Raw genomic sequence first — 22,469 nt, 5'->3', positions numbered from 1 at the left:
AAGTAGATGGCACTTCCCCATGGCATGACGCACCCGCGCCAGCGCGAGCATTTCTACCCGACGCCACCGCGCGAGCCGATCCAAGACTGGTCCGATGTCTACGATCGCTTCATCGAGATCCTTAACGCGCAGCCAGTGTCGCGGGACTATCGCAAAGCCTTCGGATACGTGCGAGATCATGGCTGCTTCGTTCGCCCGTCGGATGTCCCCGCCGAGCTTCGCGAACAGGCAAAGGCGTACATGCGGCAGTACTGCAACCCAGTGATCTGGGACTGCTTTTACAACGACGCCGACGAGTCCTGGAGGTGATGCATGCTCACAACACGCACCTTTGACCTGCGCCCGCTGGGCATCGACGCCGACGTGACGTGTGACGTCGTGGCGACGTCGAGCCCGACGATCGCGCGCGTGCCGCTCAACCAACACTTTGCTGCCCGCACGCGCGTTGACGAACTGATCTCCAAGGGCATCCGGCACCTCGCGAGCGCTGAGCGCAATACCTGGGAGCAGCGGCAGGCGCGACAGAAGATGGAGGCATGCTTCATCGAAGCTCGGCGCATCATCTCGCTTGCGTTCTACGTCACGCCGTCGATGGTTGATCCGAGCTTCGCCGCATGGGTTCGGGCGGCGCACGCCGAGGTCGTTGCGATCGAATGGGCGCGCCCCGACGCTACGGGAGGCTTCTGGCCGAAGCCGAAGGAGCCACCGCGCACGGCGGTGCACCTCCGCGAGGTGCCGAAACGCTGGAGGGATTTTCAGCGGATGATGGAGGATGAGGAGTTCGAGTTGGCTCGTCGGGTGACTGCCTCCACAACACCGGAGTACCCGCGCGGTTTCTACGTCCAGCCTTCCGACTGCTCCGAGTCCTTCATCGCGTGGGTCAAGGCGCATGTGGAGCCGCACGTCAGTGACGGATTGCGCGCCGATCTCGACGAGAGCGGGAGCAAGATCCGCGGCTTTTTCGACTGAGTAGGAGTAGCAGCACATGAGCGAGAACATCGAGAACAGCCCGATGGCGATGAGCGCCTTTTATGAACTCGTGGCGAATGGCCAGCCCGACGCCGCGGTGAAGTTCGCCCGAGACAACGGCTATCGCATCGAGCCGCACCTCGTCCCGGCGTCGCACCTCGATCAGCTGGAGAGGTTCAAAGCCGATGGGAAGATGACCATCGCGACGATGTACGAGGCGATCCACGCGAGGGCGATCGAAGCCGAGCGCAGCGCACGCGCGCTCGCCACGGAGATCGCGAACGCCCGCACGCCGGCCATGGCGACGACGCCGATCGACACGCCGCACCTCGCGAGACTGGCTCAGCTGCGTGCTGCCGGCCAGCACGGTGCCGCGGATGTATACGAGGCGATCCACAGCGCGGCGATCGCGAAGGAGTGCGCCGGGCGCGACGAGCAAGCGGAGCGCGCCGAGCATGCTCGGCTCGTCGGCCACGCCTCCCCGCTCGCCGGACTCACGACCAGCGAAAAGATCGCCCGCATCATGTCGGGACAGCCGGGGATGTCCGACGACGACGCCGTTGCAGCGCTAGCTCGGCTTGGAGCGGAGAGCGACGCGCGGAGGTACCAGCGGCGACCGTGAACGAAAGGCGCCTGTCACTTTGGCGCCTTCCGCGGACGACCTCGTTTGACCTCAGGCATTGTTGCGGGGCGGAGTAGAGTCGCCGGAGCGACTTCGAGGGCATTGGCGATCGCCAGGAGAGCTTCAATGCTCATCTTCTGCCGCCCGCTTTCTATCTGCTGAAGGTACCGCAGATCGAGACCCGCAGATTCCGCGAGTGCCTCTTGCGTCATGCTGAGTCGCTGCCGATTCCGCCGGATGTTCGCGGCGATGTAGAGAAGCAGCGTCTCGAGTTCCAGGGGTTCCACGCTGCCGGCGTAGCTGTGCGTTCCTTACGCAAAAACGTGTTACTGTGCCGTATTTTCTTGACGAACAAAAATGCTGGAGCGTACGCTGGAGGCTGCAAAAAAAGTGCTCCCCGCGTCGGCGCCAACCGACCGGGGAGCGTGGCCGGAACCCCGTTGCGCGAGGTCCGACATGGGCAAGTTACGTCCGCGGCCCGAAAAGGGCCAAAAGATCGGGCTGTCCGTCGACAGCCCCACCCATCAACCCGATCGCTTCCTTCACCGCCGAGCACGGCGGTCCAGCACCGAAACCAGCCGCGGCGCGGGTGCCGAGCATGAGGACCCCGCGAGGCGGCATCCTGCGGCCCATCCGAGCATGGAGGCGATCCTTGCGGAGCGGTCCGTGATCGTCGCCGTGCTCATCGCGAGCGGCGTGCCGCGGCGCGACCACCCGGACGTGGAGCAGCAGGTGCTCATGGGGGCGTGGAACTCCGTGCGTCGGGGCATGTACCGGCCGGACCCCACGCAGGACGCCCGCAAGGCGCTCCGCGCGTGGCTCTACGGCATCGCGTGGCGCAAGACCGGGCACTATCTCGGGAGCGCGTGGGTGCGCCGTGCTGTACTCCACGCGCAGCCGCTCGGGCTGCTCCGCGAGCCTGTTGGGCCGAGCCTCGAAGCGCAGGTCGCCGCGCGCGAGACTCTGCTTGCCATCGAGGGCCTGAAGCCCTGGCAGCGCGACATCCTGCTCGCGGTCGACGATCCCCGCTCGCTCGTCGCGTTCGCCAAGGCCAACGGCATGCGCCCGGGGACCGCGGCGAGCCGTCTCCGCCTCGCCCGCGAGGCGCTGGCCCTCCAACTCCGGAGGCGCCGATGAACGACCGAGCCAAGCGGAGGCGCGCCCGCAGGAAGCTGCCGAAGCCGCCCACGCCGATCTTGACAGACGTCGTGCTCACCGAGGCGGACTTGAGCGCCGTCGCAGAGGCCGCGCTGGCGCTCCTCCCGTTCCCCGTCCGGCCATGGAACCGCGAGAAACTCTGGACGGCCGTGCTTGACGCCCAGATGAACGCCAAGACGCACGCCGAACGCGTGCTCGTCGCAGAGGCACGCGGCGCCGTGCAGGTGCTCGACGCCATCGAGCGGTTCTTCGTGCGTCGCGAGCGGGACGAGACGCGATGACGCGGCGGCAATATCCAACCGAGATGAGCTTCCATATTTACAGGGAATAGACAACATGGCACGTCAACGAACTGGCACGGTCTTTCGACATGGAGATCATTGGGACGTCCGGGTTACGCTGGATGATGGGAGTCGTCCCGTCTACCACCTTCCGGCTGGCTGCTCGGAGGCGATGGCGAGGGAGAAGGCGAAGTATTGGAGCGAGAACGCGAAAGGGCTGGAGCTGAGACCAAAGCACGGCGGCAACGCGTCGGCGGTCAGCCCTGGCGAGACTGTCTCCGAGTACTTCGGGCGCTGGAACGCCGCTCGCGACAAGCGCGGGCTCGTGACGATCAACAAAGACGCGTCCGCCTTCAAGACGCACATCGAGCCGACCATCGGCAAGAAGCCGATCGCCGATGTCAAGCGCACAGAGATCGAAGCGGTAGTAGAGACGCTGGACGCCAAGGTCTCCGCAGGCTCGCATTCCTGGCAGACCATGCAGCGCGTGTGGATCATTATGAGCAAGATGTTCAAGGACTCGCACCGCTCCAAGATCGCTGCGCTGCGCGTGCGTGATGACAACCCCTGCGCTGATGTGGTCGGTCCGGACCGCGGCGTCGAGCGGGCGAAGAGCTATCTCTACCCCTCCGAGTTCCTGGCCCTCATGAACAGCGATCGAGTGCCGCTCCACTGGCGCCGGATCATCGCGCTGGCTGTCTACCTGTACCTGCGCGCCGGGGAGCTCGAAGCACTGCGGTGGAGCGACGTCGACCTCGACCACGGCGTGATCAACGTGAACCGCGGCATCGATCGGCTGCGCGCGAAGGAGAAGTCGACCAAGGGCAGGCTCGCCCGGAGGTTCGCTATCGAGGCGAACCTGATGCCGCTGCTGCGCGCGATGAAGGGCAAGGCCGACCCGGACGCGCGGGTGATCCGGATAGTATGCGGTCAGTCCTTGGCTGCGAGGCTGCGCCGCTTCCTGGCGTTTGCGGGCGTCACCCGGCCCGAGCTCTTCGCGGATGACGCGACACGGAAGCCCATCACGTTCCACGACCTCCGCGCGACAGGCGTGACGTGGATGGCCATCCGCGGCGATGACCCGCTCAAGATCATGGGCCGGGCAGGCCACGCGGCCTTCGTCACGACGCAGCGCTACGTCCGGGAGGCCGAGCAACTCGCCGGCCGGTTCGAGCCGGTGTTCCCTCCGCTACCCGCCACCTTGCTGGGCGACGACGGCCACGACGATTCGTCAGGCAATCGTCAGGACGACGCAGAAACCCCGGAAAATGAAGCGAATGCGTCTCCTTTCCAGGAGGGATGCGGATCGCGTAAGGTTCTCTGTGTCCACCAGCGCGTGCAGCGTGGCTGCACGGCGGGACGGCCACTACGAGGAGATTGACCTTCGGATCGCGTTTGGATTTCCTGGCCCCCGTGACGCGCCCCGCGATCGACCTCGCGCGCCGGCGCGCGCCTCGAACCTCTCCCGGAGGGTTCCTATCGCGCGAGACTCGTGACTACTCTTCGCCGCGATGCGAACCCTCCCCCTCTCGCTCGCGGCCGTCTCCACCTCGCTCCTCCTCACCACCGCCGCCCGGGCCGAGATCGTCCCGGTCGCGAACGCCGATGAGCTCCTCGCCGCGCTCGAGGCCGCCGCCGCCGGCGACGAGATCGTCCTCGCCGACGGCACGTACGCGATCCCCGGCGCGGGCTGCAACGCGATGGGCACCGAGGCCGCGCCGATCGTCGTCCGCGCGGCGAACCCCCACGGCGCGCGCATCGACCTCGACTCGCTCGAGGGCTTCATCGTCCGCGGCGCGCACTGGCGCTTCGAGGATCTCGACATCCACGGCGCCTGCGCGAACGACAGCAGCTGCGAGCACGCCTTCCACGTCGTGGGCGCCGCCGAGGGCTTCGTCCTGCGCGGCAACCGCATCATCGACTTCAGCTCGCAGCTCAAGGTCAACGCGTCGCTGAGCGACGGCAGCTACGTCATCCCGCACCGCGGCCTCGTCGAGGGCAACGAGATCCGCGACACGTCGCCTCGCGAGACCGACGCGCCGGTCACCAAGCTCAACATCGACACCGGCGACGACTGGGTCGTCCGCGCCAACGTGATCGCCGACTTCCACAAGAACGGCGGCAACGGCATCAGCTACGGCGCGTTCATGAAGAGCGGCGGCAACCGCGGCGTCTTCGAGCAGAACCTCGTCCTCTGCTCCGACGCGGTGCAGACCGGCGGCGTCCGCATCGGTCTCTCCTTCGGCGGCGGTGGCACCGGCAACCAGTACTGCGCTCCGGCCTTCGACGCCGACGTCCCGTGCGATCCGGAGCACACAGACGGCTTGATGCGGAACAACATCATCGTCGGCTGCAGCGACGTCGGCATCTACCTCAACAAGTCGGCGGACACGCGCCTGCTCCACAACACCCTCGTCGCGACGACCGGCATCGACTTCCGCTACGCGTCGAGCACCGGCGAGGCCGACGGCAACCTGGTCAGCGGGCGCATCCGTGGGCGCGACGGCGGCTCGTTCACCGCCGGGACCAACGTCGAGGAGATCGCGCTCGAGACGTTCCTGGCCGCGTATCAGGACCCCGAGGCCGGCGACCTGCGCCTCCTCGGCGACGTCTCGGCGTGGATCGGCGCCGGCACCGCGCGCGCCGACGTGCCGGACGACTACTGCCTGCGCGATCGGCCCGACGGCCCCACCACCCTCGGCGCTCTCGAGCATTCGCTCGGCGACTGCGAGACGGTGCCTCCGCCCCTCGGCGGCGACTCGAGCAGCGGGAGCGGCGGCGGCCAGGGCGGCGACGATCCCGCGGGCTCTGGCGGCGGCGCCGGCACCGGTGGCGGCCCGGGCGGAGACGGCGGCGCAGCGAGCGGCGGCAACGCAAACGGCAGCGGCGGCGCGACGGCCTCGGGGGGTCCGGGCGCGACGAGCGGAGCCGGCGGCAGCGGCGACGGCGCCGCCGCCGAGGACGACGGCTGCGGCTGCCGCGTCGTCGGTGCGCCGGAGACGAGCGGCCGGACGGGCCACGGGGCGTTCGCGGCGCTCGTCGTCGCGGCGGCGGTCGCGGCGCTTCGCGGGGGCCGCCCCAAGCGCCACAGGCCGTGATAATCCCCGCAGGCTGTGGAGTGAACGCGGCCTCCTCGATGCATGGATGAGTTGCTGATACAGCGTCACTTTTCCAGGGGGGATGCGGATCTCTTCGCGCTTGTCGGAGAGCTGCGCCTCATCAACCTGACGCATCTGCCGATCCAGGGCGATCAGCTCCAGCCCCACCGTGCTCAACCCCATGTGCCCCAGGAGCTCCGCGGATACGTGGGTGACCGTTCAATGCCGTTCTCATCGGAGAAATTGTACATGGAGCAGATCACGCCAATAGCGCCAGCGCCATCGACTCCCCGCCGATACTCCCGAGCCACCCCTGATTCAGGGCCCCTTGGTAGCCGCGCGCGCCTGCTCGACCCGGCGCACGCAGGCCTCCCGGCTGGCCCTGGCGGCGGCCTCGGACACGCGCAGGAGCTCCGTCCTCCGGTCGAGCGGCATGCAGTAGGTGGTCGCGGCCCACAGCTTCGGGTCGTCGACGCCGCGGAGCTCCTCGAGATCGGTCCACACCCGCACCACCCTGTCGTCCGCCGCGGCGACGATGCGCTGGCCATCCGGGCTGAACGCCACGGCGTTGATCGGCGAATCGGAGGCGCGGAGGACCAGTGGCTCGCCCGTGCCGTCGGCGTTCCACACCCGCACGGTGTTGTCCTGCGATCCGGTGGCGATGCGCTTGCCGTCGGGGCTGAACGCCACCGAGTAGATCCGCCGGCCCCGCTGCTCCACCGCACCAACGCCTACGCCGAGCAGGCGGGGTATCTTTGCCACGAGTTCGGCGACTCGTATCTCGTCCTCAGCTGAGCTCCGGGCGACGGAAGATCATCCCGCGGAAACCGCGGCGAAACGCCTGTCGGCGCATCGCCGGCTGCGATGGATGGCAGTCCGGTTCGGGTCAGCTTCGTCGCAGGCTCCGCCGGGGAGTGGCGGGTCGAGCGCGTGGTCCCGGTGCGAGGCGAGGGGATGCCCGCAGCGCCGCGGCTCCTGCGCCTCGAGGGGAGCAGCTTCGTGGCGCCAGAGGAGGCGGCGTCTGTCGATCGGTGTGATGGTCCCCGACGATACCGGCGAGTACGTGCGGCTACGGATGAGCCGCGCCGGTGCCGACCGCGAGGCCTTCACCGCCGACGCACTGACCCTGCTTCACGAGGCGGCTGGCTCGAGCCTGCGCGAGATCGACCGCATGGCCACCGCCGCGCTGCGCGAGGCGGCGCGGCGAAAGAAGAAACTCGTCGAGCGCGACATGATGGCGCGCATCGTCGGCGACTTGGTGCCTGACGGCATCTGACGCCGGCTGAAACGACGGTGCCCCCTCGGCGCCGGCGGCCGAGCACCTGCCCGGCGCCGGTGTCGACCGTCAAGAGCGATGATGACCATCACGAGGTGACCCACCCCGCGCATCCGAGAGATGGCCATCACGGTCCCGGATCGCAACCGAGCACACCCGCAATGGCCATCAATTAGCCTGCCCGGCGACCCATAAGCCAGCCTGAGCGTCAACAGGAGGTCAGGATACGCATGAGCCACGACGGCCGCCACGCTAGCCGCCTGTCACGTAGGCGTGTGTGTGCTACCGGATCCGCCTTCCGGTGGAACCGACCGTCAGGTCGCCCAACCGGCTGGCCTCTGGTCCGAGCCCAAGGCGAGACGCGACTTTGTTCACGAAGCACACGTTGTCGGCTGCGCCGCAGGTGAAGAGCCGCTTCGTGCACTCGATGCCGTTCACCCGGGCGTAGCTGGCCCCATCGCCTGGGCCATACTTCTCGGAGGCATCGATTGGCTGCGCCTCGCACGCCTTCGGCGCCGCGTCGCAGGCGCCGTCTGGGAGCGCGGCGCGCTTGAGTGGCGCTGTGAGCGCCGCCCGGTGTTTCTCGAGCCACGCCACCACGTCAGCGTGGAATCGCTCCTGCGCCTCGACGTAGCGGCGGTGAGCGCCCTCGATCTCGTGGCCGCAGGAACTCGTCGCCAAGGCCGGCGCCGGGATCCGCGCGCGCAGCGCTTGGATGTCCGCGCCGACGCTCTTCGCGCAGTCGAGGAGTGGATCGAACCCCTTCGTCTCGTCGTGACACTTTGCCCACCGCCAGTCCGCTGCCGCGACGGCTTGTCCGATGCCGTAGTAGGCGCGGAGCACGCGGACGGCATCGTCGGCTTCTGCGTCGTCGGCTCGCTGTGCCTCGGTCTGCGTCGCCGGTCGGTGGGCGCCGCCTCCTCCCACGCGGTTCGGGCGCTCGAGCGCCACGCCGACCAGGGCGACCACCAGGGCGCCGACGATGATGATGCAGCCGAGACCTCGTCCAGTGAGCCCAGGCTTGCGCGCCGGCTGCGTAGGCTCGCGCTTCGGACCGCTGGCCAGTGCGCTCAGCACAGCCCGCGGGTCCTCGGGGGCCTCTGCCCTCCGGCATGCCGCGCAGTGTTTCTCGCCGGCCGGCGCCTGCATGTCGCACCGGGCGCACCTGTTCTCCACGGCCTCCATCGTCCCAGGCTACGATCCGCGACGGAGCGTCGTCTACTGAACACGTGGAGCGCCTAATCGCTTGACCAAAGTGCCGACCTTGGCAATAGGGGATCTGCCGGGCCACGTGCGCTCGGAGCGCGAGCGCGGACGGCGACCCGCAGCAAATGCCCCGGCGCTGTATCCGCAGCCCGCGGCGTGACCGCCGAAAGAAAGGCTTCGACGAAAAGAAAGAGCACGGCGCGCGGCGCAGCGGCAAGCCTGACGACGTTCACCTTCCACGGGGACGAGTTGGATGTCGTCCAAGACGGGGCGCGTCCGCTCGTCGGGATCCGGGCGGTATGCGCCCGGCTCGGCATCGATTTCTCAACGCAGCTTCGGAAGCTGAAGGCGAGCCCGGCTGGTCCTGTGATTTTACCATCGGCATGCCGCTACGGACTGAGATGTATGGACGAATCGATGCAGACCGTGCAGCCAGCCTCAGCGAGGAGATCACGGAGGAGGTCGCAAACCGCATGGATTACGACCTACCGCAGGGGATATTCTGCTTCAGGCCTCGCGCCGAGGTGGAGGCTGCGTTCAAATCCAAGTACAAGCGACTCGGCGCCAAGGTGACGAAGCCATGACGATAACTCGCTCTGAGCTGCTCGATGTCGTCTACCGCTTCTACCCGCGGGGCGTACATTGCTTCGAGCGCATCCACGTGCCTCCCAACGAGCCCTTCTACGACGACACGGAGGAGTACCGCTGCCTGGTGGAAGCCCCAAACCGCGGGCGAGCAGAGTACCCAAGGTGGAACGCCATGATCGACAGGCTGGGGGATCGACACAGCCTTCAGAACGAGTCGCTCAGCCTGTTGGCGGGGTAGGCCGACCCGGCGTACTCGGCCCGCATCTGGCTCACCGACGAAATGGCGCTCAGCTTCCACGTGTCCCTGATCGGGCCATACTACGGGATCCACCTCCCCGGAATCCCCGAGGGGGAACCGGTGGCGCGCGAGAGCGCTGAAGAAATCGAGGCCACGTACCCCGGCTACCGACCGATCCCGCCGGAGCTCGGGAACGAAGTGGTGCCGGATGTGGCGATGAGCGTGGTGTTGATGGGCGAGGCGACAATCTACATGTGCCTCTTCTCGAGCGTGTGGACTTGGGTGGATCCGGTGTAGCCCTTCCCTGGCGGACCGCCGTCCACGTGGCCGAGTTGGGCGCGTGGACGGCGACGAGCTCGAGGCGAGCTTGGTGGCGCCCCTTCCGCGGCGGCGCGACTGTGGCGATACGCGCCGAGGGGCCTCGGGCGGCTCGCACCTCGGCGAGGGATCATCTCCTCCGATAGAAGCGCTGCGCGAACTCGGCGCCGCCGCTGTCCACCTGGCCGAGCTCGGGCATGATGCCGGCGACGAGGACCGAGAAGCGCGAGCGCGGCGCGGGCGCCCTCCTCGGGCACACTGGCGCGGAGGTCGAGGCGGACGTCGGCGAGCTCGGCGCGGCCGTCGTCCGCCTCGATCCGAGCTCGGGCACGTCTCCAGCCACGGCGGCCGTGGCTGAGCCGGCCTCCAAGAAGGACGCCCGGCGACGCGTTACCACGGGTCGCAGCAGATCACGGCCGTTTCACTGCGCTCCAGCTTGCCGCTCGCGATCGTGGGATCCGTCGAAGGGGCGCAGGTGCCAGCCTCGTTCTGTGTCCAAACGGACCGCATCGCCGCAATCTCTCCGTCGATCTCCGGCGTACAAATCGGATAATCCGCGTTGGAAATAGCGACAGAGCCAACCTTGTCAACGCAGTCCTCATCACTGTACAGCGCGGTTTGCACGGTGCACTTTCCCCCGCGTGGCGCGCCGCATGAGCACGGGGTACACGTGCGAGTGTCCGTGTAGACCGGGAACTCGAGACGCGCCTGTCTTCCTCGCCAGCACTCTCCATTGTCTTGTGGAAGGTAACACACGCGGAAGAGCGTCGGGATGATCTCGCTTGTGCCTGGAAGGCAAGCTCGGACGAAGCTCAGATTCTTTCGCGACGGTGCGGGTACTGGCGCGACGGGTGAGCAATCAGCGAGCGCCGGCGGCTCGAACGTCACGGAAACATAATCGCTGCTCGTCACCGAGGAGGGGCCCGCCTTGCACGCACCGTCCCAGGAGGTGCCGCCATTGAGCGTGACGACGGGGGTGCCACCGGGGCAACTCGACGTATTGGCGAACACCTCCGACGGTCGCACGCAGGCCGCCGGCGTACATTCACAAGGCTCGCATTGATCCGGCCCAGGATCCTCACCCCAGTCCGTCCACCCTTCCCACAGGAGCTTGCCATCCGGATCGCAACTCCGTGCGTTTTCCTGGAAGCCGCCGAAGAACAGAATGAGCTTGCTCGGGTCCCGCTCTGGTAGGTCATCGTCGGAGACCGGCGAGTAACAGCCGATGAGTGCCAACGTGGCCAGTGCGTAGAACGTAACCGTTCGCATCGTGCGCCTCATCCTTTGCTTCGGTCAGTCTTCATCCAGAGAAGGTCGCGCGTCGACGTGCTTCTAGTGGTTGCAGCAGTACACGCGCGTTTCACCGCGCTCCAGCTTGCCGCTCGCGATCTTGGAAGCCGTCGAAGGGGTGCAGGTGCCAGGCTCGTTCTGTATCCAGGCGGACCGCATCGCCGCAATCTCTCCATCGATCTCCTCCGTGCAAATCGGATGATCCGCGTTGGAAATAGCAACAGATCCAACCTCGCCCGAGCAGTCTTCTCCCCTGTACAGCGTGGTTTGCGCGGTACACTTTCCTCCGCGTGGCGCGCCGCACGAGCACGGGGTGCATGTGCGCGTGTCCGTGTAGACCGGGAACTCGAAACGCGTCGGGTGTTTACGCCAGCATTCTCCATTGTCTTGCGGGGGGTAACAGCGGCGAAAATCCGTGCGGGTGATCTCGCTTGTGTCTGGAAGGCAAGCTCGGACGAAGCTCATCTTCTTTCGCGACGGTGCGGGTACTGGCGAGACAGGTTGACAATCGGCGAGCGTCGGCGGCTCGAACGTCACGGAATCGTAGGAGCTGCTCGTCACCGAGAAGGCGCCGGCAGCACATGCCCCGTCCCAGGAGTCGCCACCGATGAGCGTGAGGATGGCGTTGCCACCGGGGCAACCCGACCTGCGCGCGGACACCTCCGGCGGTCGAACGCAGGCTGCCGGCGTACACTCACATGGCTCGCATTCGTCCGGCTCAGGATCCTCATCCCACGCTGTCCACCCTTCCCACAGGAGCTCGCCATTCGGAGCGCACGTCGGTGCCCTTTCCTGCCGGCCGCCGAACAGCAGAATGAGCTTGGTCGGGTCCGGATCCGGTAGGCCGTCGTCGGGCACCGGCGAGGAACAGCCGATGAGTGCCAGCGTGGCCAATGTGTATGACGCAGCCGTTCGCATCGCATGCCTCATCCTTTGCTTCGGTCAATCTTCATCCGTGATGATATGCTGGGTGCAGCAGAACACGCGTGTTTCGCCACTCTCGATCGTGCCGCCGACATAGGAAGTTTTCTCCGTCGGCGGGCAAGCCCCAGGCTCTTCGTGCGCGAGGATCACGCGTGCCGCTGCCAGCGACCAGGTTGGTTGTGCCTCGATGCATGCGTGGGTCTCGACTCCGTTGTACAACGTCATCAGATCGGAGCAGCCTGTGTCGCGGAAGAGCAGCACATCCGCCAAACACCGTCCACCCGCCGGATCTCCGCAAGCGCATGGAGTGCATGTGCGAGCATCGCCGATCCGCTCCTGGAACTCGAAGCGAACGGAGAAGCCCGCCGGGCATGACCCATCCTCATCGGGCGCGATGCACGCCAATCCGTCGAAGTCGGCAAAATGCTTTGGCACCCACGGGCAAGCGCGCGCAAATATCCCGGTAAGGGGCGGCGGACCGAACTGCTGCAGGGGCTCGCACCGGGAGGCCACCGTTGGCGGAGCGAGGGTGATCGAAGCGAGCGCCTCATCCGGGACACGCGGATTGGCCTCGATGCATTCCCCTCGTTGATGCTTTTCGGTGTCGAGCGTGACCGGGATCCCATCGTCTGCGCATAGGTTCGACTCGTGGGCCGTGAACTCGGACGGCAGCACGCAGGGGGCAGGTCCACAACTGCACGTCCCGCACTCTTTCTGAGGGCTCGCAGACACATCGGCCCATCCATCCCAGTAGTCCAGCCGGCCCAGGGGACATGGTGGAGGATTCGGATCGGATCCAGACCAAAGGAATACCGTGTGATCCTCGGTCCGGGGTACGGGAATCTCGAGGCCTTCACCGCAGCCGAGCAGCGCAGCCGTACCGAGAGCAAAATAAGGTGTTGATCGCATCGTGAACCACTCCCCCTGGCTCAGTACTTGTGCGGCCCGCAAACGACGAGCTTGTAACAAACATCGCCATCATCGCCGTCCTTCGACGGCGTCTTCATGGCTTGCCGCGGGAAGGCGGCCTGGCGGTTCGTGACGGAGCGATGTGCGACGGGCGGCGGCGCTTGCGGTGCATCGGACGGCCGCGGGGGAGGCGGTAGGGTGGCTCGGAGGGCTGCACGCTGGACGACCCGCGCCAGGCGCGGCGCAGCTCTGGGGGGGGACTGCTCCCTCCGGAGGAGGAGCGCTCCCGCGCTCCCGAGCAAGAAGGCGAGCGCGAGCACGGCGCTGAGCCGGCGCGTGGGGGAGCGTCGCCCTGGGGTGCCGTTTGAACGCAGAGGGGGCGAAGGCGCCGGCGCTACCGACAGCAGCGGAGAAGGGGGAGGGGTCGAGGGCGTCGGCGGGACGGGCAGCCGCGGATCGAGATCCGGTAGCACGGGCGCCGGAGGCGCCGGCGGTACAACCGTGGGCGCGCGGGTGATGTGGTCCCGCGCGTCCCGCGGCGGCACCGCGCTCTTGAGCGTGTCGGGCGTGTCGGGAGGGCGCGGCGCGGCGAGCGGCGGCGCGTGGGGGGCGTGGTCCTGCGCGTCCCGAGGCGGCGCGCTCCTGGCCGTGTCGGGCGCTTCGGAGGGGCGCGGCGTGGGGAGCACGCTGGCTCGTCCCACCTGTTCACCCGAGCCGAGCGGTTCCGCCTCGTCCTCCACGGAGATCGGCGCTCCCTCGTCCGGCTTGCACCGAGCGCCGGATGGCTCGGCGAAGATGTCCACGTTGGGAGCGGCCGGCGGCTCGCCGAGGTCTTCCCACTCGCGGGCGAAGGGAGCCAGAACAGCGAGCATCGTTCGGATGCTCGGCTGCCGTCGCTTGGGGATCTCCGCAAGCGAGGTGGTTATCATCCCCCGAAGCTTCCGAGGCATCCCGACGGGAAAACTCGTGGGCTCGGTCCACGTCGAGAGGGGGCGTTTGCACAAGAGCTCATACATGATGGTGCCGAAGCCGTAGACATCCGCGCGAAGTCCCAGGCGCCCACCGGAGAAGAGCTCCGGTGGTAGATACCCGTACGGGTCTTGACGAGCATCGTCTGAGCCGAGCTGAAAGAGCCGCACAAAGCCGAAGTGCGTTATCGCATGTCGGCCGTCACCCACGACGAAGACCCGGTCCGGACTGAGGGCACCATGGATCATGGAGAGCTCATGAGCGCGCTCGAGACAGCGGCCAATGGCGATCAGCTCCTGGAGCGCGGCCGGCCCGAGATCGTACCCGCGCGCGGCGTCGAGGAGCGGGACCGCGTCGCTGAGAACGGGGGTCGCCGCCCACGCGACGGACCCGCGCACCCCCCCGTAGAGCACGCGCACGACCTCCGGGACCTCGTCGGAGAGGCGCTGCAGGCGCGCGATCTCCTCAGCGAACGCGCCCTCATCAAGGCCCGTGCCCTCGTGGACGTGCAACCAGACGAGATCTCCCTTGTCGCCACCCTGCCGCGCGAGGAAGTGACGGACCAGGCCGCGTTCCTCGTTGAGCAGCTCGTGGCCTTCCCAGATCTCGCCGACGGCTACCATACAAGCTTGACCTCCGCGCCGGCGCCTCGCGGGCGGATCTCGGCCTTCCGCGGCCAGACGACATAGACGACCGTCGCGGCGCCGAGCGTTGCGCCGGCGACGAGCGCAGCCGAGCCGAAGCCACGGAACAGGCTCGCTCGAGTGTCGGCCGCGTGGGCGTCGTCGTGAAAGCGGCGGAACTGCGCGCTACTCGGGCGCATCGAGCCGTCGGTCATGCGAGCCACCTTGGCGGCCGCTTCACTCTCCGCGGCGTCGCCGGCGACGTGAAGCCCGACGCCCGCGCCGAGCAGGGCCGCCGAGGCGGCCGCGCCGGAGCCGATGATCCAGGGGTTCGGCTTGGAGCGCGCCGGCGCGACCGCAGCCGGTACAGGGGCTCTTGAGGCGGAAGCCTTCGGGGCCTCGAAGGCGAGCGAGACGCGCCGCGAATCGCCTGCCGCCACCTTCACGAGCGCATGGGCTACCTGTCCCTGCTTCCCCGTCGCCGTGACCTCGTGCTGTCCAGGCGTGACGAAGACCGGGGCGCCCACGCTCACCTCGCGACCGTCGACGAGCAGCCGCGCCGTGTCCGGGGGGGGGCTGACGTGGAGCGTTGCCACGCGCTGCCGAACCGCCGCGAGATCGGCGTGCCTCTGCTCGTAGCGGCGGCGCTCGAGGTCGTTGGTCGGCGCGGGCATCTGCTCGACGCACTGGGAGAGCTCGGCCATGGCCTCCTCGAGGCGGTCGAGGCGCAAGTCGAACTGTCCGAGCTGACACACGGCCATCGGAGAGGGATCGAGGAGGTTGATCCGCGCCCAGTACTCGCGGGCGCGCGGGAGATCGAGGCGCTTGGTGGCCTTCTCGGCCTCGTCGATGAGCTCTTGGACCTCTCGGGAGCGTGGGGAAGGCTCCTCGGCTTGGAGGGGGAACGTGGAGGCAAGGACGGTAGCCAGGGCCGCCGCTTGCCGCAGATGGACCAGTGGATTAGACGCATGCACGGTTCACCTCGGGGCTACGAGGGGGACCACAACGCCGCGCTGGCCCAATCCAGCGCGGCGTTGCTCTTCATACCACCGTGACGGGTGCGGCCGGGCGCGCAGAAGCGCCGCGCGTCCCGCGCGATGTTTCAGCGATGCATTGCGCACGAGCGACGAAAATTCTCTCTGCGGACCGCAAAAAGCACCGCGACGGGTGACGGCTCCAGTCCCGGGCGTGACCGCGCGAGGGGGCGGTGCTCTGCATAGGCTTCAGAACAAGGTGCTCGGCGCTCGTTCGGATGCCCCCGCGCGGTCTCGACCCATCGTGGAGGCTCCTCTTGAGCCGATGGCCTGGTCGGGACCACGCCGTTTGTATGAAAAAATTCATTTCTTTCGATCGTGACCTGATTCCCTGGCCGAAAAGATCCTTCGCGATGGGTCGCGACCTTTCCGCGGCCTCGTAACGAGCGCCGGCGATGGTCGTGACCTCCGTGGCACCTCCTTTTCAGGCGGCCGGGTTGGTCTCGATCCGTCGCAAACCTGCGGGCCGCCTGACGAGCTCTGCCGCGCCGCCGTCTCCTGACCGGAGACTCTGTACCCCGGACGCCCGGACGAGGAGGTCTTTGCGATGTCGAAGCACTCCAACCCCGCCGCATCGTCTCAGGAATCCTGGCAGGATTTCTGACCCGCGGTTCAGGGCCCCTTGGCAGCCACGCGCGCCTGCTCGACCCGGCGCACGCAGGCCTCCCGGCTGGCTCTGGCGGCGGCCTCGGACACGCGCAGGAGCTCCGTCCTCCGGTCGAGCGGCATGCAGTAGGTGGTCGCGGCCCACAGCTTCGGGTCGTCGACGCCGCGGAGCTCCTCGAGATCGGTCCACACCCGCACCACCCTGTCGTCCGCCGCGGCGACGATGCGCTGGCCATCCGGGCTGAACGCCACGGCGTTGATCGGCGAATCGGAGGCGCGGAGGACCAGCGGCTCGCCCGTGCCGTCGGCGTTCCACACCCGCACGGTGTTGTCCTGCGATCCGGTGGCGATGCGCTTGCCGTCGGGGCTGAACGCCACCCCCAGCACCCAGTGCTCGTGACCGCGGAGGACCAGCGGCTCGCCCGTGCCGTCGGCGCTCCACACCCGCGCGGTCCTGTCCCATGACGCGGTGGCGATGCGCTGGCCATCGGGGCTGAACGCCACCGCGTTGATCCCGCCGTCGTGGCCACGAAAGACCGTCGGCTCGCCCGCGCCGTCGGCGCTCCACACCCGGGCGGTGTTGTCCGACGACCCGGAGACGATGCGCTTGCCGTCGGGGCTGAACGCCACCGAATAGATCCGGTCCTCGTGACCGCGGAGGACGAGGGGCTCGCCGGTGCCGTCGGCGTTCCATACCCGCACAGTCCTGTCCCATGACGCGGTGGCGATGCGCCGGCCATCGGGGCTGAACACCGCCGAGTAGACCTGATCCTCGTGACCGCGGAGGACGAGGGGCTCGCCGGTGCCGTCGGCGCTCCACACCCGCACGGTCTTGTCGGCGGACCCGGTGGCGATGCGCTGGCCATCGGGGCTGAACGCCACCGAGTTGACCTCGTCGTCGTGACCGCGGAGGACGAGGGGCTCGCCCGTGCCGTCGGCGTTCCACACCCGCACCGTCCTGTCCAGCGACGCGGAGGCGGCGCGCCGGCCATCGGGGCTGAACGCCACCCCGTAGATTCGATCCGTGTGGCCGCGGAGGGCGATGGGCTCGCCCGTGCCGTCGGCGTCCCACACGCGCGCGCTCTTGTCGTGAGACGCGCTGACGAGGCGGTGGCCGTCGGGGCTGAACGCCACGGAATAGACCTGATCGTCGTGACCGCGAAGGACGAACGGCTCACCCGTGCCGTCGGCGTTCCACACCCGCACCGTCTCGTCCTGCGACCCGGTGGCGATGCGCTTGTTGTCGGGGCTGAACGCCACCCCGTAGACTCGATCCGTGTGGCCGCGGAGGACGAGGGGCTCGCCCGTGCCGTCGGCGTTCCACACCCGCACCGTCCTGTCCCAGGACGCGGTGACGATGCGCTCGCCATCGGGGCTGAACGCCACCGAATAGACCCGATCCTCGTGGCCGCGGAGGACGATGGGCTCGCCCTTGCCGTCGGCGCTCCACACCCGCGCGGTCCGGTCCTGCGATCCGGTGACGATGCGCTCGCCATCGGGGCTGAACGCCGCCGCGTAGATCTGATCCGTGTGGCCGCGGAGGACGATGGGCTCACCCGCGCCGTCGGCGCTCCACACCCGCGCGGTCCTGTCGGCCGACGCCGTGACGATGCGCTTGCCATCGGGGCTGAACGCCGCCGACTGGCCCCAGTCCTCGTGACCGCGGAGGACGAGGGGCTCGCCCGTGCCATCGGCGTTCCACACCCGCGCGGTCCTGTCGGCCGACGCGGTGACGACGCGCTCGCCGTCGGGGCTGAACGCCGCCGAATAGACCACATCCGTGTGGCCGCGGAGGACGATGGGCTCGCCCGTGCCGTCGGCGTTCCACACCCGCGCGGTCCTGTCCCAGGACGCGGTGACGATGCGCTTGCCGTCAGGGCTATAGTCCGCGTCCAGCACCCCGTCCGGGTGGATGAGCACCGCGCGCGAGATCCTGCTGTACAGCGCCCAGCGCGCGAGGACCGCCCACCCCCGCGGCGCGTCGGGCGGCTCGACCTCGCGCAGGATCGCGAGCACGCTCGTGGGGTCGGCCTGCAGCTCGCGCGCCGCGGCCACGCGGGTGGCGTTGCGCGCGCGCAAGGCCTCCCGATCCGCGCGCGTGGCCTGCTGGTCGGCGCGGACCGCCAGGTACGACACGGTGACCGCGAACGCCGTGAGCGCGGCGATCACGCCCGTGGTGAGCCGCCGGCGCAGGCGGCGGGCCCGCTCGCAGTGGGCCACGACGGCCAGGAGGTAGCGCTCCTCGCGGCCGCCGAGCCCGGCGCGCCACTCGGCCCCCTGCTCGGCGCGGCGGCGCGCGTACCAGGCCCGGGCGTCCTCCGCCGCACGATCGCGCCAGAGCAGCCCCTCGGCCTGCCCGCTCGCCTCCCACTGCTGGGCCGCGGCGCGGAGCCGGGCCAGGAACTCCGCGTCTTGCTCGCTCTCGGCGAGCCACTGCCCGAGCCTCGCCCACCGGTCGATCAAGGCGTCGTGCACGAGCTCCACGGTCGTGCCCTCGCGCTCGCCGCCGGTCTCGATGAGCAGGAGCCGCGCGCCGGCGAGGTGCTGGACCACCTGCGCGATCGCCTGGGCGGCGTCCCCCTGGCCGTCCCGCGAGAGCTCGCGGAGCTCCTCCATGCGCACGACGGCGCGCGTGCGCTCGGGCGTCACGAGGCGCAGGAGCACCGCCCGGGCCAGCTGCTGCTCGGCGAGCGGCAGCGCCGAGAGCACCGCGTCCGCGTGGGCGGACAGGGCGCCGGCCACGCCGCCGAGCCGCTCGTAGCTGTCCCGCGTCAGGATCCGGCGCTCGCGATCCCGCGCCTCCCACAGCTTCGCGGCCGTGAATTGCAGGAGCGGCAAGGGGCTCCGGGTGCTCTCGAGCGTGCCCAGCATGTGCTCGACCATCTCCGCGGTCTCGAACCGGTGACCGGTCGCCTCGGTGGGCCGCGTCAACGCCTCGCGCAGGCCGTCGCGCCCCATGGGCGGCAGGAACAGGAGCCCGCGGGTCACCTCGGTCATGAAGTGGTGGTCGTCGGCGATGCGATCGAGGAAGTCCGAGCGGATGGCGAGCAGGACGCGCAGCGGCGACGAGGCGTCGTCGGCCGCGCCCGCGAGGCAAGCGACGAACGCCGCCCGCGCCTCGGCGGCGACGCCGAGCGTGTAGAGCTCCTCGAACTGATCGACGAAGAGCAGGATGCGGTGCCTCCTCCCCTCCCGGCGACAGCGCGCGCGCAGCCGGGCACCCAGGCGGCCCGGCTGGGCCTGCAGCGTGGCGACGAGCGCGTCGTGATCGGGGGGCTCGGGCGAGCTCGTCGCGCCGGCGGACTCCGCCTCGGCGACCTGCGCGAGCACGTCGACGAGCGCGGACAGCGGGCGGTGCCCCGGGCGCAGGATGAACGCTTCCCAGCGGTCCCCCGAGCGCTTCAACGCCGGGATCACCCCCGCGCGGACGAACGACGACTTGCCCGCCCCCGAGGGCCCGGCGACGGCGACGAGCTGCTGGTTGCGCAGCCGCGTCACGAGGGCGGCGACCTCGCGCCCGCGGCCGAAGAAGCGCGGGGCGTCGGCCTCCTGGAACGCGGCGAGGCCGGCGAACGGGTTCTCGTCCTCGCCCAGATCGAGCGCCGTTCGACCGGGCAGGAGGGCCTCGAGCTCGGCGAGGAGCTCCCTGGCCGAGCCGATGCGCTCGTCCGGGCGCTTCTTCAGGCAACGGTCGATGAGGGCACCGAGCGCGCCCACGTCCGGGCGCCGCTCGCTGGCGAGCGGCATGGGGAGATCGAGGTTCACGATCTCCACGAGCCGCGCGGCCGAGAACGGGTCGAGCGGGTGCGCCCCCGTGACCAGCTCGTGGAGGATGATGCCCGCCGCCCAGAGGTCGGAGCGAGCATCGATGTCCCCGCCCCGCAGCTGCTCGGGCGACATGTACCGGGGCGTGCCGAGGACCGTGCTTTGCCCGTTCGGCCGAGCCCCTCCCGCGAGCGCCCTCCGCACCCCCGTGAACATCGAGATCTTCTCGGCCTCGATCTGCTTGGCGATGCCGAAATCGAGCACCTTGATGGCCCCGGTGTCCTCCAGGAGGATGTTCTCCGGCTTGAGATCGCGGTGCACGATCCCGAGCTCATGCGCGCAGATCAGCGCGCGGACCACCGGGATCATGAGCTCCACGGCCAGGCTGGGCGACAGGGGGCCGGGCGGCGTGTGCGCGGCGGGCGAGCCGGGCGCGCTGGGGTGCTCGCGATGCGCCATCCACTCGCGCAGCGTGCGACCCTTGACGTACTCGAGCACGAGATAGGGATGTCCGTGGATCTCGTCCACCTCGTGGATGACCACGATGTTCTCGTGCCTGCAGCGCGCCGTGGCCCGCGCCTCGGCCAGGAAGCGCCCGATTCCTTGCCTGCTGTGCTCGCGGAGGAGCTTGATGGCGACAAGGCGGCCGAGCCGCGTGTCGCGGGCCAGGAGCACGACCCCCATGCCGCCCTGGCCCAGCTTGCGGATGATCTCGTAGTGCTTGATTGTGTCGCCGACGTCCGGGGGCACGAAGCCCCCGAGGGCGTCCGCCGGCGTCGTCGGCGCCTCCTCCGTGGGAGGCGTGACCCCTTCCATCTCCGGCGTCTCCATCTCCTCGGGGAGCGCGCCCGCCGCGAGCGGCTCGGGCTGCCGCCGCGCCGGAGCCCCCGAGCCCCCGCTCTCCGTCGTCTCCGCGCCGAGGGGCGCGCCGAGCTCGACGGCGCCTGCGCGGCGGAGCCCGCCCGGCTCGCAGGCGTCGAGCTCGCGCAGGAGGCCCTCGGCCGTGGCGGCCCGCTCGCCGGCCTTCTCGGTCGTCGCCCGCCGCAAGATCGCGCCGACCGGGTGCCCGAGGAGGGCGGGAGGGATCCGGACCGGCCCGCGGCTCTCCTGCTCGAGACCCTCCCTGTCCGGAGGGCTGGCCCGGTCCACGCGCCTGCCGGCGAGGCACTCGAGAAACATGAGCCCCCAGGCGTACAGATCCGAGCGCGCCGTCGGCGAGCGCCGCTGGAGCTGCTCGGGTGCTGCATAGGCCAGCGAGCCCAGGGGCTCGGTGCCCGAGGGGGGCGCTCCGCCCCGGCCGCTCCGCAGGCTCGCGGCCACGGCGGCGAGGCCGAAATCGAGCACCCGCGCGTCGCGCCGCCCCGCCGAGGGCACGATCATCACGTGGCTCGGCCTGAGCGCCCCGTGAACGATGCCCTGCCGGTGCGCGCAGGCCAGCGCGCCGAGGACCTGCCGCATCAGGTGCCGCGCTTCCTGCAGATCGAGCGCGCCGTGCTCCGCCAGCAGCTCGGCCAGGCTCTGCCCGGGCACGAGCTCGCAGATCGTATAAAGCTGCCCTTCGTCCGTCTGCCCCCAGTCGATGAGCCGGACGATGTTGGGGTGCTGGAGTCGCGCGCAGCCACGCATCGCTTGCAGGGCGCGCGCGCGGTCGCCGCGCGCTGGATCCGCGGGGGCTCTGTCCGGGGCGAGGGGCATCAGCGTGAGGGCGATCGGCTGCCCGCTGTCGATCTGCCGCCCTGCGTAGACGGCGCCGAGGCTGCTCTCCCGGAGCAAGGAGAGGAGCTCGTAGCGGCCCTGGAACACCATCCCTGGAGCGAGAATCTCCCGGTTCATCGCAACCCCTCCGGTGGCGGCCGCCTCCCCGCGGCGGCTTCGGGCGGAAGGCGCCACACCACGAGAGCATCGCGACGATCGCGGCTGTCGAGCTCGTTCAGCGCGTGCGCCGGCAGAGCTCGACGATGTGGTCGGTCCGATGCTCGGGCGGCCGATGTCGCTGCCCACCATTTCATAAAGTGGCCCCCGCGCGTCGTCCGGCGCCGGCGTGCTGCCTGCGCGTCGAGCGCAGCGCCGAGCGGGCGATCCGCGCGCTGCCAGCGCGTCGAGCGCGGCGCCGAGCGGGCGGCCCGGCCCACGTTGACGAGGCCGCGGCAGATCGCTAGACGGCGTGCCGATGTCCGACCCGTCCGAGACCCCTTTCGACCTGCTGGGCGGCGAGCCGGCGGTGCGCCGGCTTGTCGAGCGCTTCTACGACCTGATGGCCCGCGACGAGCCGGCGCTCGCGCGCCTCCATGTGTGCGACGAGCGCGGGCAGGTCTCGCGGGAGAGCCGCGACCGCTTCGCGCTCTTCCTGATCGGCTGGCTGGGCGGCCCGCAGGACTACATCGCGGCGCACGGCCACCCGCGGCTGCGGATGCGCCACGCCCGCGTACCTGTCGATGTGGCAATGCGCGACGCCTGGATGCGCTGCATGCGCGCGGCCATGGCCGAGCTCGGCGTGCCCGCGGAGCTCCACGCTTTCCTCGACCGGCGCTTCGGCGAGGTGGCGGACTTCATGCGCAACCGACCCGGCTGAGCCGGCTTGCGCCCGTCCGGTGA

19 protein-coding genes are annotated in these 22,469 nt (G+C 69.4%); 11 read left to right on the top strand and 8 right to left on the bottom strand.

What is annotated here, in order from left to right; translation table 11 throughout:
• The first annotated feature begins 6 nt into the window (after window positions 1-6).
• From WMF17_RS25655 to WMF17_RS25645, 3 genes are read left to right on the top strand one after another with little or no spacing between them, the layout of a single operon-like run.
• Window positions 7-309, top strand: coding sequence for a hypothetical protein (locus tag WMF17_RS25655; RefSeq protein ID WP_437643764.1), 303 nt, complete (start codon window positions 7-9; stop codon window positions 307-309).
• A 3-nt stretch (window positions 310-312) separates the two neighbouring features.
• Entirely contained in the window at window positions 313-969 is a 657-nt protein-coding gene (locus WMF17_RS25650; RefSeq protein ID WP_437643762.1) for a hypothetical protein, read from the top strand.
• 16 nt (window positions 970-985) lie between these two features.
• Window positions 986-1,591, top strand: a complete 606-nt coding sequence (locus tag WMF17_RS25645) for a hypothetical protein (RefSeq protein WP_437643760.1) — start codon at window positions 986-988, stop codon at window positions 1,589-1,591.
• Window positions 1,592-1,605: 14 nt separating this feature from the next.
• Here WMF17_RS25645 and WMF17_RS25640 read toward each other — a convergent pair whose 3' ends face one another.
• The gene (locus WMF17_RS25640; protein ID WP_437643758.1) at window positions 1,606-1,878 is read right to left on the bottom strand and encodes a helix-turn-helix domain-containing protein; all 273 of its coding nucleotides are present in this window, start codon (window positions 1,876-1,878) and stop codon (window positions 1,606-1,608) included.
• Window positions 1,879-2,230: 352 nt separating this feature from the next.
• On the opposite strand from WMF17_RS25640, the gene WMF17_RS25635 reads away from it, so the two are divergent.
• The 4 genes from WMF17_RS25635 to WMF17_RS25620 all read left to right on the top strand — a co-directional run bounded on the left by WMF17_RS25635 (window position 2,231) and on the right by WMF17_RS25620 (window position 6,128).
• Window positions 2,231-2,728 (top strand): RNA polymerase sigma factor, encoded by a 498-nt coding sequence (locus WMF17_RS25635; protein ID WP_437643756.1) that lies wholly within the window; start codon window positions 2,231-2,233, stop codon window positions 2,726-2,728.
• A 59-nt stretch (window positions 2,729-2,787) separates the two neighbouring features.
• A complete protein-coding gene (locus tag WMF17_RS25630) occupies window positions 2,788-3,030 on the top strand; it encodes a hypothetical protein (protein WP_437643755.1) in 243 nt (80 codons plus the stop codon).
• Window positions 3,031-3,202: 172 nt separating this feature from the next.
• On the top strand, window positions 3,203-4,411 hold the full coding sequence (locus WMF17_RS25625) for a tyrosine-type recombinase/integrase (protein ID WP_437643753.1): 1,209 nt from the start codon (window positions 3,203-3,205) through the stop codon (window positions 4,409-4,411).
• Window positions 4,412-4,541: 130 nt separating this feature from the next.
• Window positions 4,542-6,128, top strand: a complete 1,587-nt coding sequence (locus tag WMF17_RS25620) for a chondroitinase-B domain-containing protein (RefSeq protein ID WP_437643751.1) — start codon at window positions 4,542-4,544, stop codon at window positions 6,126-6,128.
• Window positions 6,129-6,446: 318 nt separating this feature from the next.
• Here WMF17_RS25620 and WMF17_RS25615 read toward each other — a convergent pair whose 3' ends face one another.
• Window positions 6,447-6,890, bottom strand: a complete 444-nt coding sequence (locus WMF17_RS25615) for a WD40 repeat domain-containing protein (protein WP_437643749.1) — start codon at window positions 6,888-6,890, stop codon at window positions 6,447-6,449.
• 274 nt (window positions 6,891-7,164) lie between these two features.
• Here WMF17_RS25615 and WMF17_RS25610 point away from each other — a divergent pair, with 274 nt between their 5' ends.
• Complete coding sequence (locus WMF17_RS25610; RefSeq protein ID WP_437643747.1) at window positions 7,165-7,404, top strand: hypothetical protein; 240 nt, start codon at window positions 7,165-7,167, stop codon at window positions 7,402-7,404.
• Between the two features lie 282 nt (window positions 7,405-7,686).
• Here the strand turns inward: WMF17_RS25610 and WMF17_RS25605 are convergent, their stop codons facing one another.
• A complete protein-coding gene (locus WMF17_RS25605) occupies window positions 7,687-8,553 on the bottom strand; it encodes a hypothetical protein (protein ID WP_437643745.1) in 867 nt (288 codons plus the stop codon).
• A 637-nt stretch (window positions 8,554-9,190) separates the two neighbouring features.
• Here WMF17_RS25605 and WMF17_RS25600 point away from each other — a divergent pair.
• Both WMF17_RS25600 and WMF17_RS25595 read left to right on the top strand, forming a co-directional pair.
• The gene (locus WMF17_RS25600) at window positions 9,191-9,436 is read left to right on the top strand and encodes a hypothetical protein (protein WP_437643743.1); all 246 of its coding nucleotides are present in this window, start codon (window positions 9,191-9,193) and stop codon (window positions 9,434-9,436) included.
• A 42-nt stretch (window positions 9,437-9,478) separates the two neighbouring features.
• A complete protein-coding gene (locus WMF17_RS25595) occupies window positions 9,479-9,733 on the top strand; it encodes a hypothetical protein (protein WP_437643741.1) in 255 nt (84 codons plus the stop codon).
• Window positions 9,734-9,884: 151 nt separating this feature from the next.
• On the opposite strand, the gene WMF17_RS25590 is transcribed toward WMF17_RS25595, so the two are convergent.
• The 5 genes from WMF17_RS25590 to WMF17_RS25570 all read right to left on the bottom strand — a co-directional run bounded on the left by WMF17_RS25590 (window position 9,885) and on the right by WMF17_RS25570 (window position 21,707).
• The gene (locus WMF17_RS25590; RefSeq protein ID WP_437643739.1) at window positions 9,885-10,085 is read right to left on the bottom strand and encodes a hypothetical protein; all 201 of its coding nucleotides are present in this window, start codon (window positions 10,083-10,085) and stop codon (window positions 9,885-9,887) included.
• Between the two features lie 1,901 nt (window positions 10,086-11,986).
• The gene (locus WMF17_RS25585; protein WP_437595763.1) at window positions 11,987-12,643 is read right to left on the bottom strand and encodes a hypothetical protein; all 657 of its coding nucleotides are present in this window, start codon (window positions 12,641-12,643) and stop codon (window positions 11,987-11,989) included.
• Between the two features lie 254 nt (window positions 12,644-12,897).
• Window positions 12,898-14,469, bottom strand: coding sequence for a protein kinase (locus WMF17_RS25580; protein WP_437643737.1), 1,572 nt, complete (start codon window positions 14,467-14,469; stop codon window positions 12,898-12,900).
• Window positions 14,463-15,443 carry a hypothetical protein gene (locus WMF17_RS25575; RefSeq protein ID WP_437643735.1) on the bottom strand — a complete coding sequence of 327 codons (981 nt, stop codon included), beginning with the start codon at window positions 15,441-15,443 and terminating at the stop codon, window positions 14,463-14,465. Before WMF17_RS25575 ends, WMF17_RS25580 begins: the two co-directional genes overlap by 7 nt.
• Before the next feature lie 672 nt (window positions 15,444-16,115).
• Window positions 16,116-21,707 (bottom strand): nSTAND1 domain-containing NTPase, encoded by a 5,592-nt coding sequence (locus WMF17_RS25570; protein ID WP_437643734.1) that lies wholly within the window; start codon window positions 21,705-21,707, stop codon window positions 16,116-16,118.
• Window positions 21,708-22,044: 337 nt separating this feature from the next.
• Between WMF17_RS25570 and WMF17_RS25565 the strand changes: the two genes are divergently transcribed.
• A complete protein-coding gene (locus tag WMF17_RS25565) occupies window positions 22,045-22,446 on the top strand; it encodes a group II truncated hemoglobin (protein WP_437595759.1) in 402 nt (133 codons plus the stop codon).
• Window positions 22,447-22,469 lie beyond the last annotated feature (23 nt).

The sequence above is a fragment of the Sorangium sp. So ce362 genome (assembly GCF_051519845.1).
Taxonomy (GTDB): Bacteria; Myxococcota_A; Polyangia; order Polyangiales; family Polyangiaceae; genus Sorangium.
This window is presented reverse-complemented; position numbering and strand designations above follow the sequence as displayed.

Excerpts from the sequence above, each read along its gene's own strand:
- WMF17_RS25655 (WP_437643764.1), top strand. The coding sequence starts at position 7 with ATGGCACTTCCCCATGGCATGACGCACCCGCGCCAGCGCGAGCATTTC.
- WMF17_RS25650 (WP_437643762.1), top strand. The coding sequence starts at position 313 with ATGCTCACAACACGCACCTTTGACCTGCGCCCGCTGGGCATCGACGCC.
- WMF17_RS25645 (WP_437643760.1), top strand. The coding sequence starts at position 986 with ATGAGCGAGAACATCGAGAACAGCCCGATGGCGATGAGCGCCTTTTAT.
- WMF17_RS25635 (WP_437643756.1), top strand. The coding sequence starts at position 2,231 with ATGGAGGCGATCCTTGCGGAGCGGTCCGTGATCGTCGCCGTGCTCATC.
- WMF17_RS25625 (WP_437643753.1), top strand. The coding sequence starts at position 3,203 with ATGGCGAGGGAGAAGGCGAAGTATTGGAGCGAGAACGCGAAAGGGCTG.
- WMF17_RS25620 (WP_437643751.1), top strand. The coding sequence starts at position 4,542 with ATGCGAACCCTCCCCCTCTCGCTCGCGGCCGTCTCCACCTCGCTCCTC.
- WMF17_RS25610 (WP_437643747.1), top strand. The coding sequence starts at position 7,165 with ATGGTCCCCGACGATACCGGCGAGTACGTGCGGCTACGGATGAGCCGC.
- WMF17_RS25605 (WP_437643745.1), bottom strand. The coding sequence starts at position 8,553 with ATGCAGGCGCCGGCCGGCGAGAAACACTGCGCGGCATGCCGGAGGGCA.
- WMF17_RS25600 (WP_437643743.1), top strand. The coding sequence starts at position 9,191 with ATGACGATAACTCGCTCTGAGCTGCTCGATGTCGTCTACCGCTTCTAC.
- WMF17_RS25595 (WP_437643741.1), top strand. The coding sequence starts at position 9,479 with ATGGCGCTCAGCTTCCACGTGTCCCTGATCGGGCCATACTACGGGATC.
- WMF17_RS25580 (WP_437643737.1), bottom strand. The coding sequence starts at position 14,469 with ATGGTAGCCGTCGGCGAGATCTGGGAAGGCCACGAGCTGCTCAACGAG.
- WMF17_RS25570 (WP_437643734.1), bottom strand. The coding sequence starts at position 21,707 with ATGAACCGGGAGATTCTCGCTCCAGGGATGGTGTTCCAGGGCCGCTAC.
- WMF17_RS25565 (WP_437595759.1), top strand. The coding sequence starts at position 22,045 with ATGTCCGACCCGTCCGAGACCCCTTTCGACCTGCTGGGCGGCGAGCCG.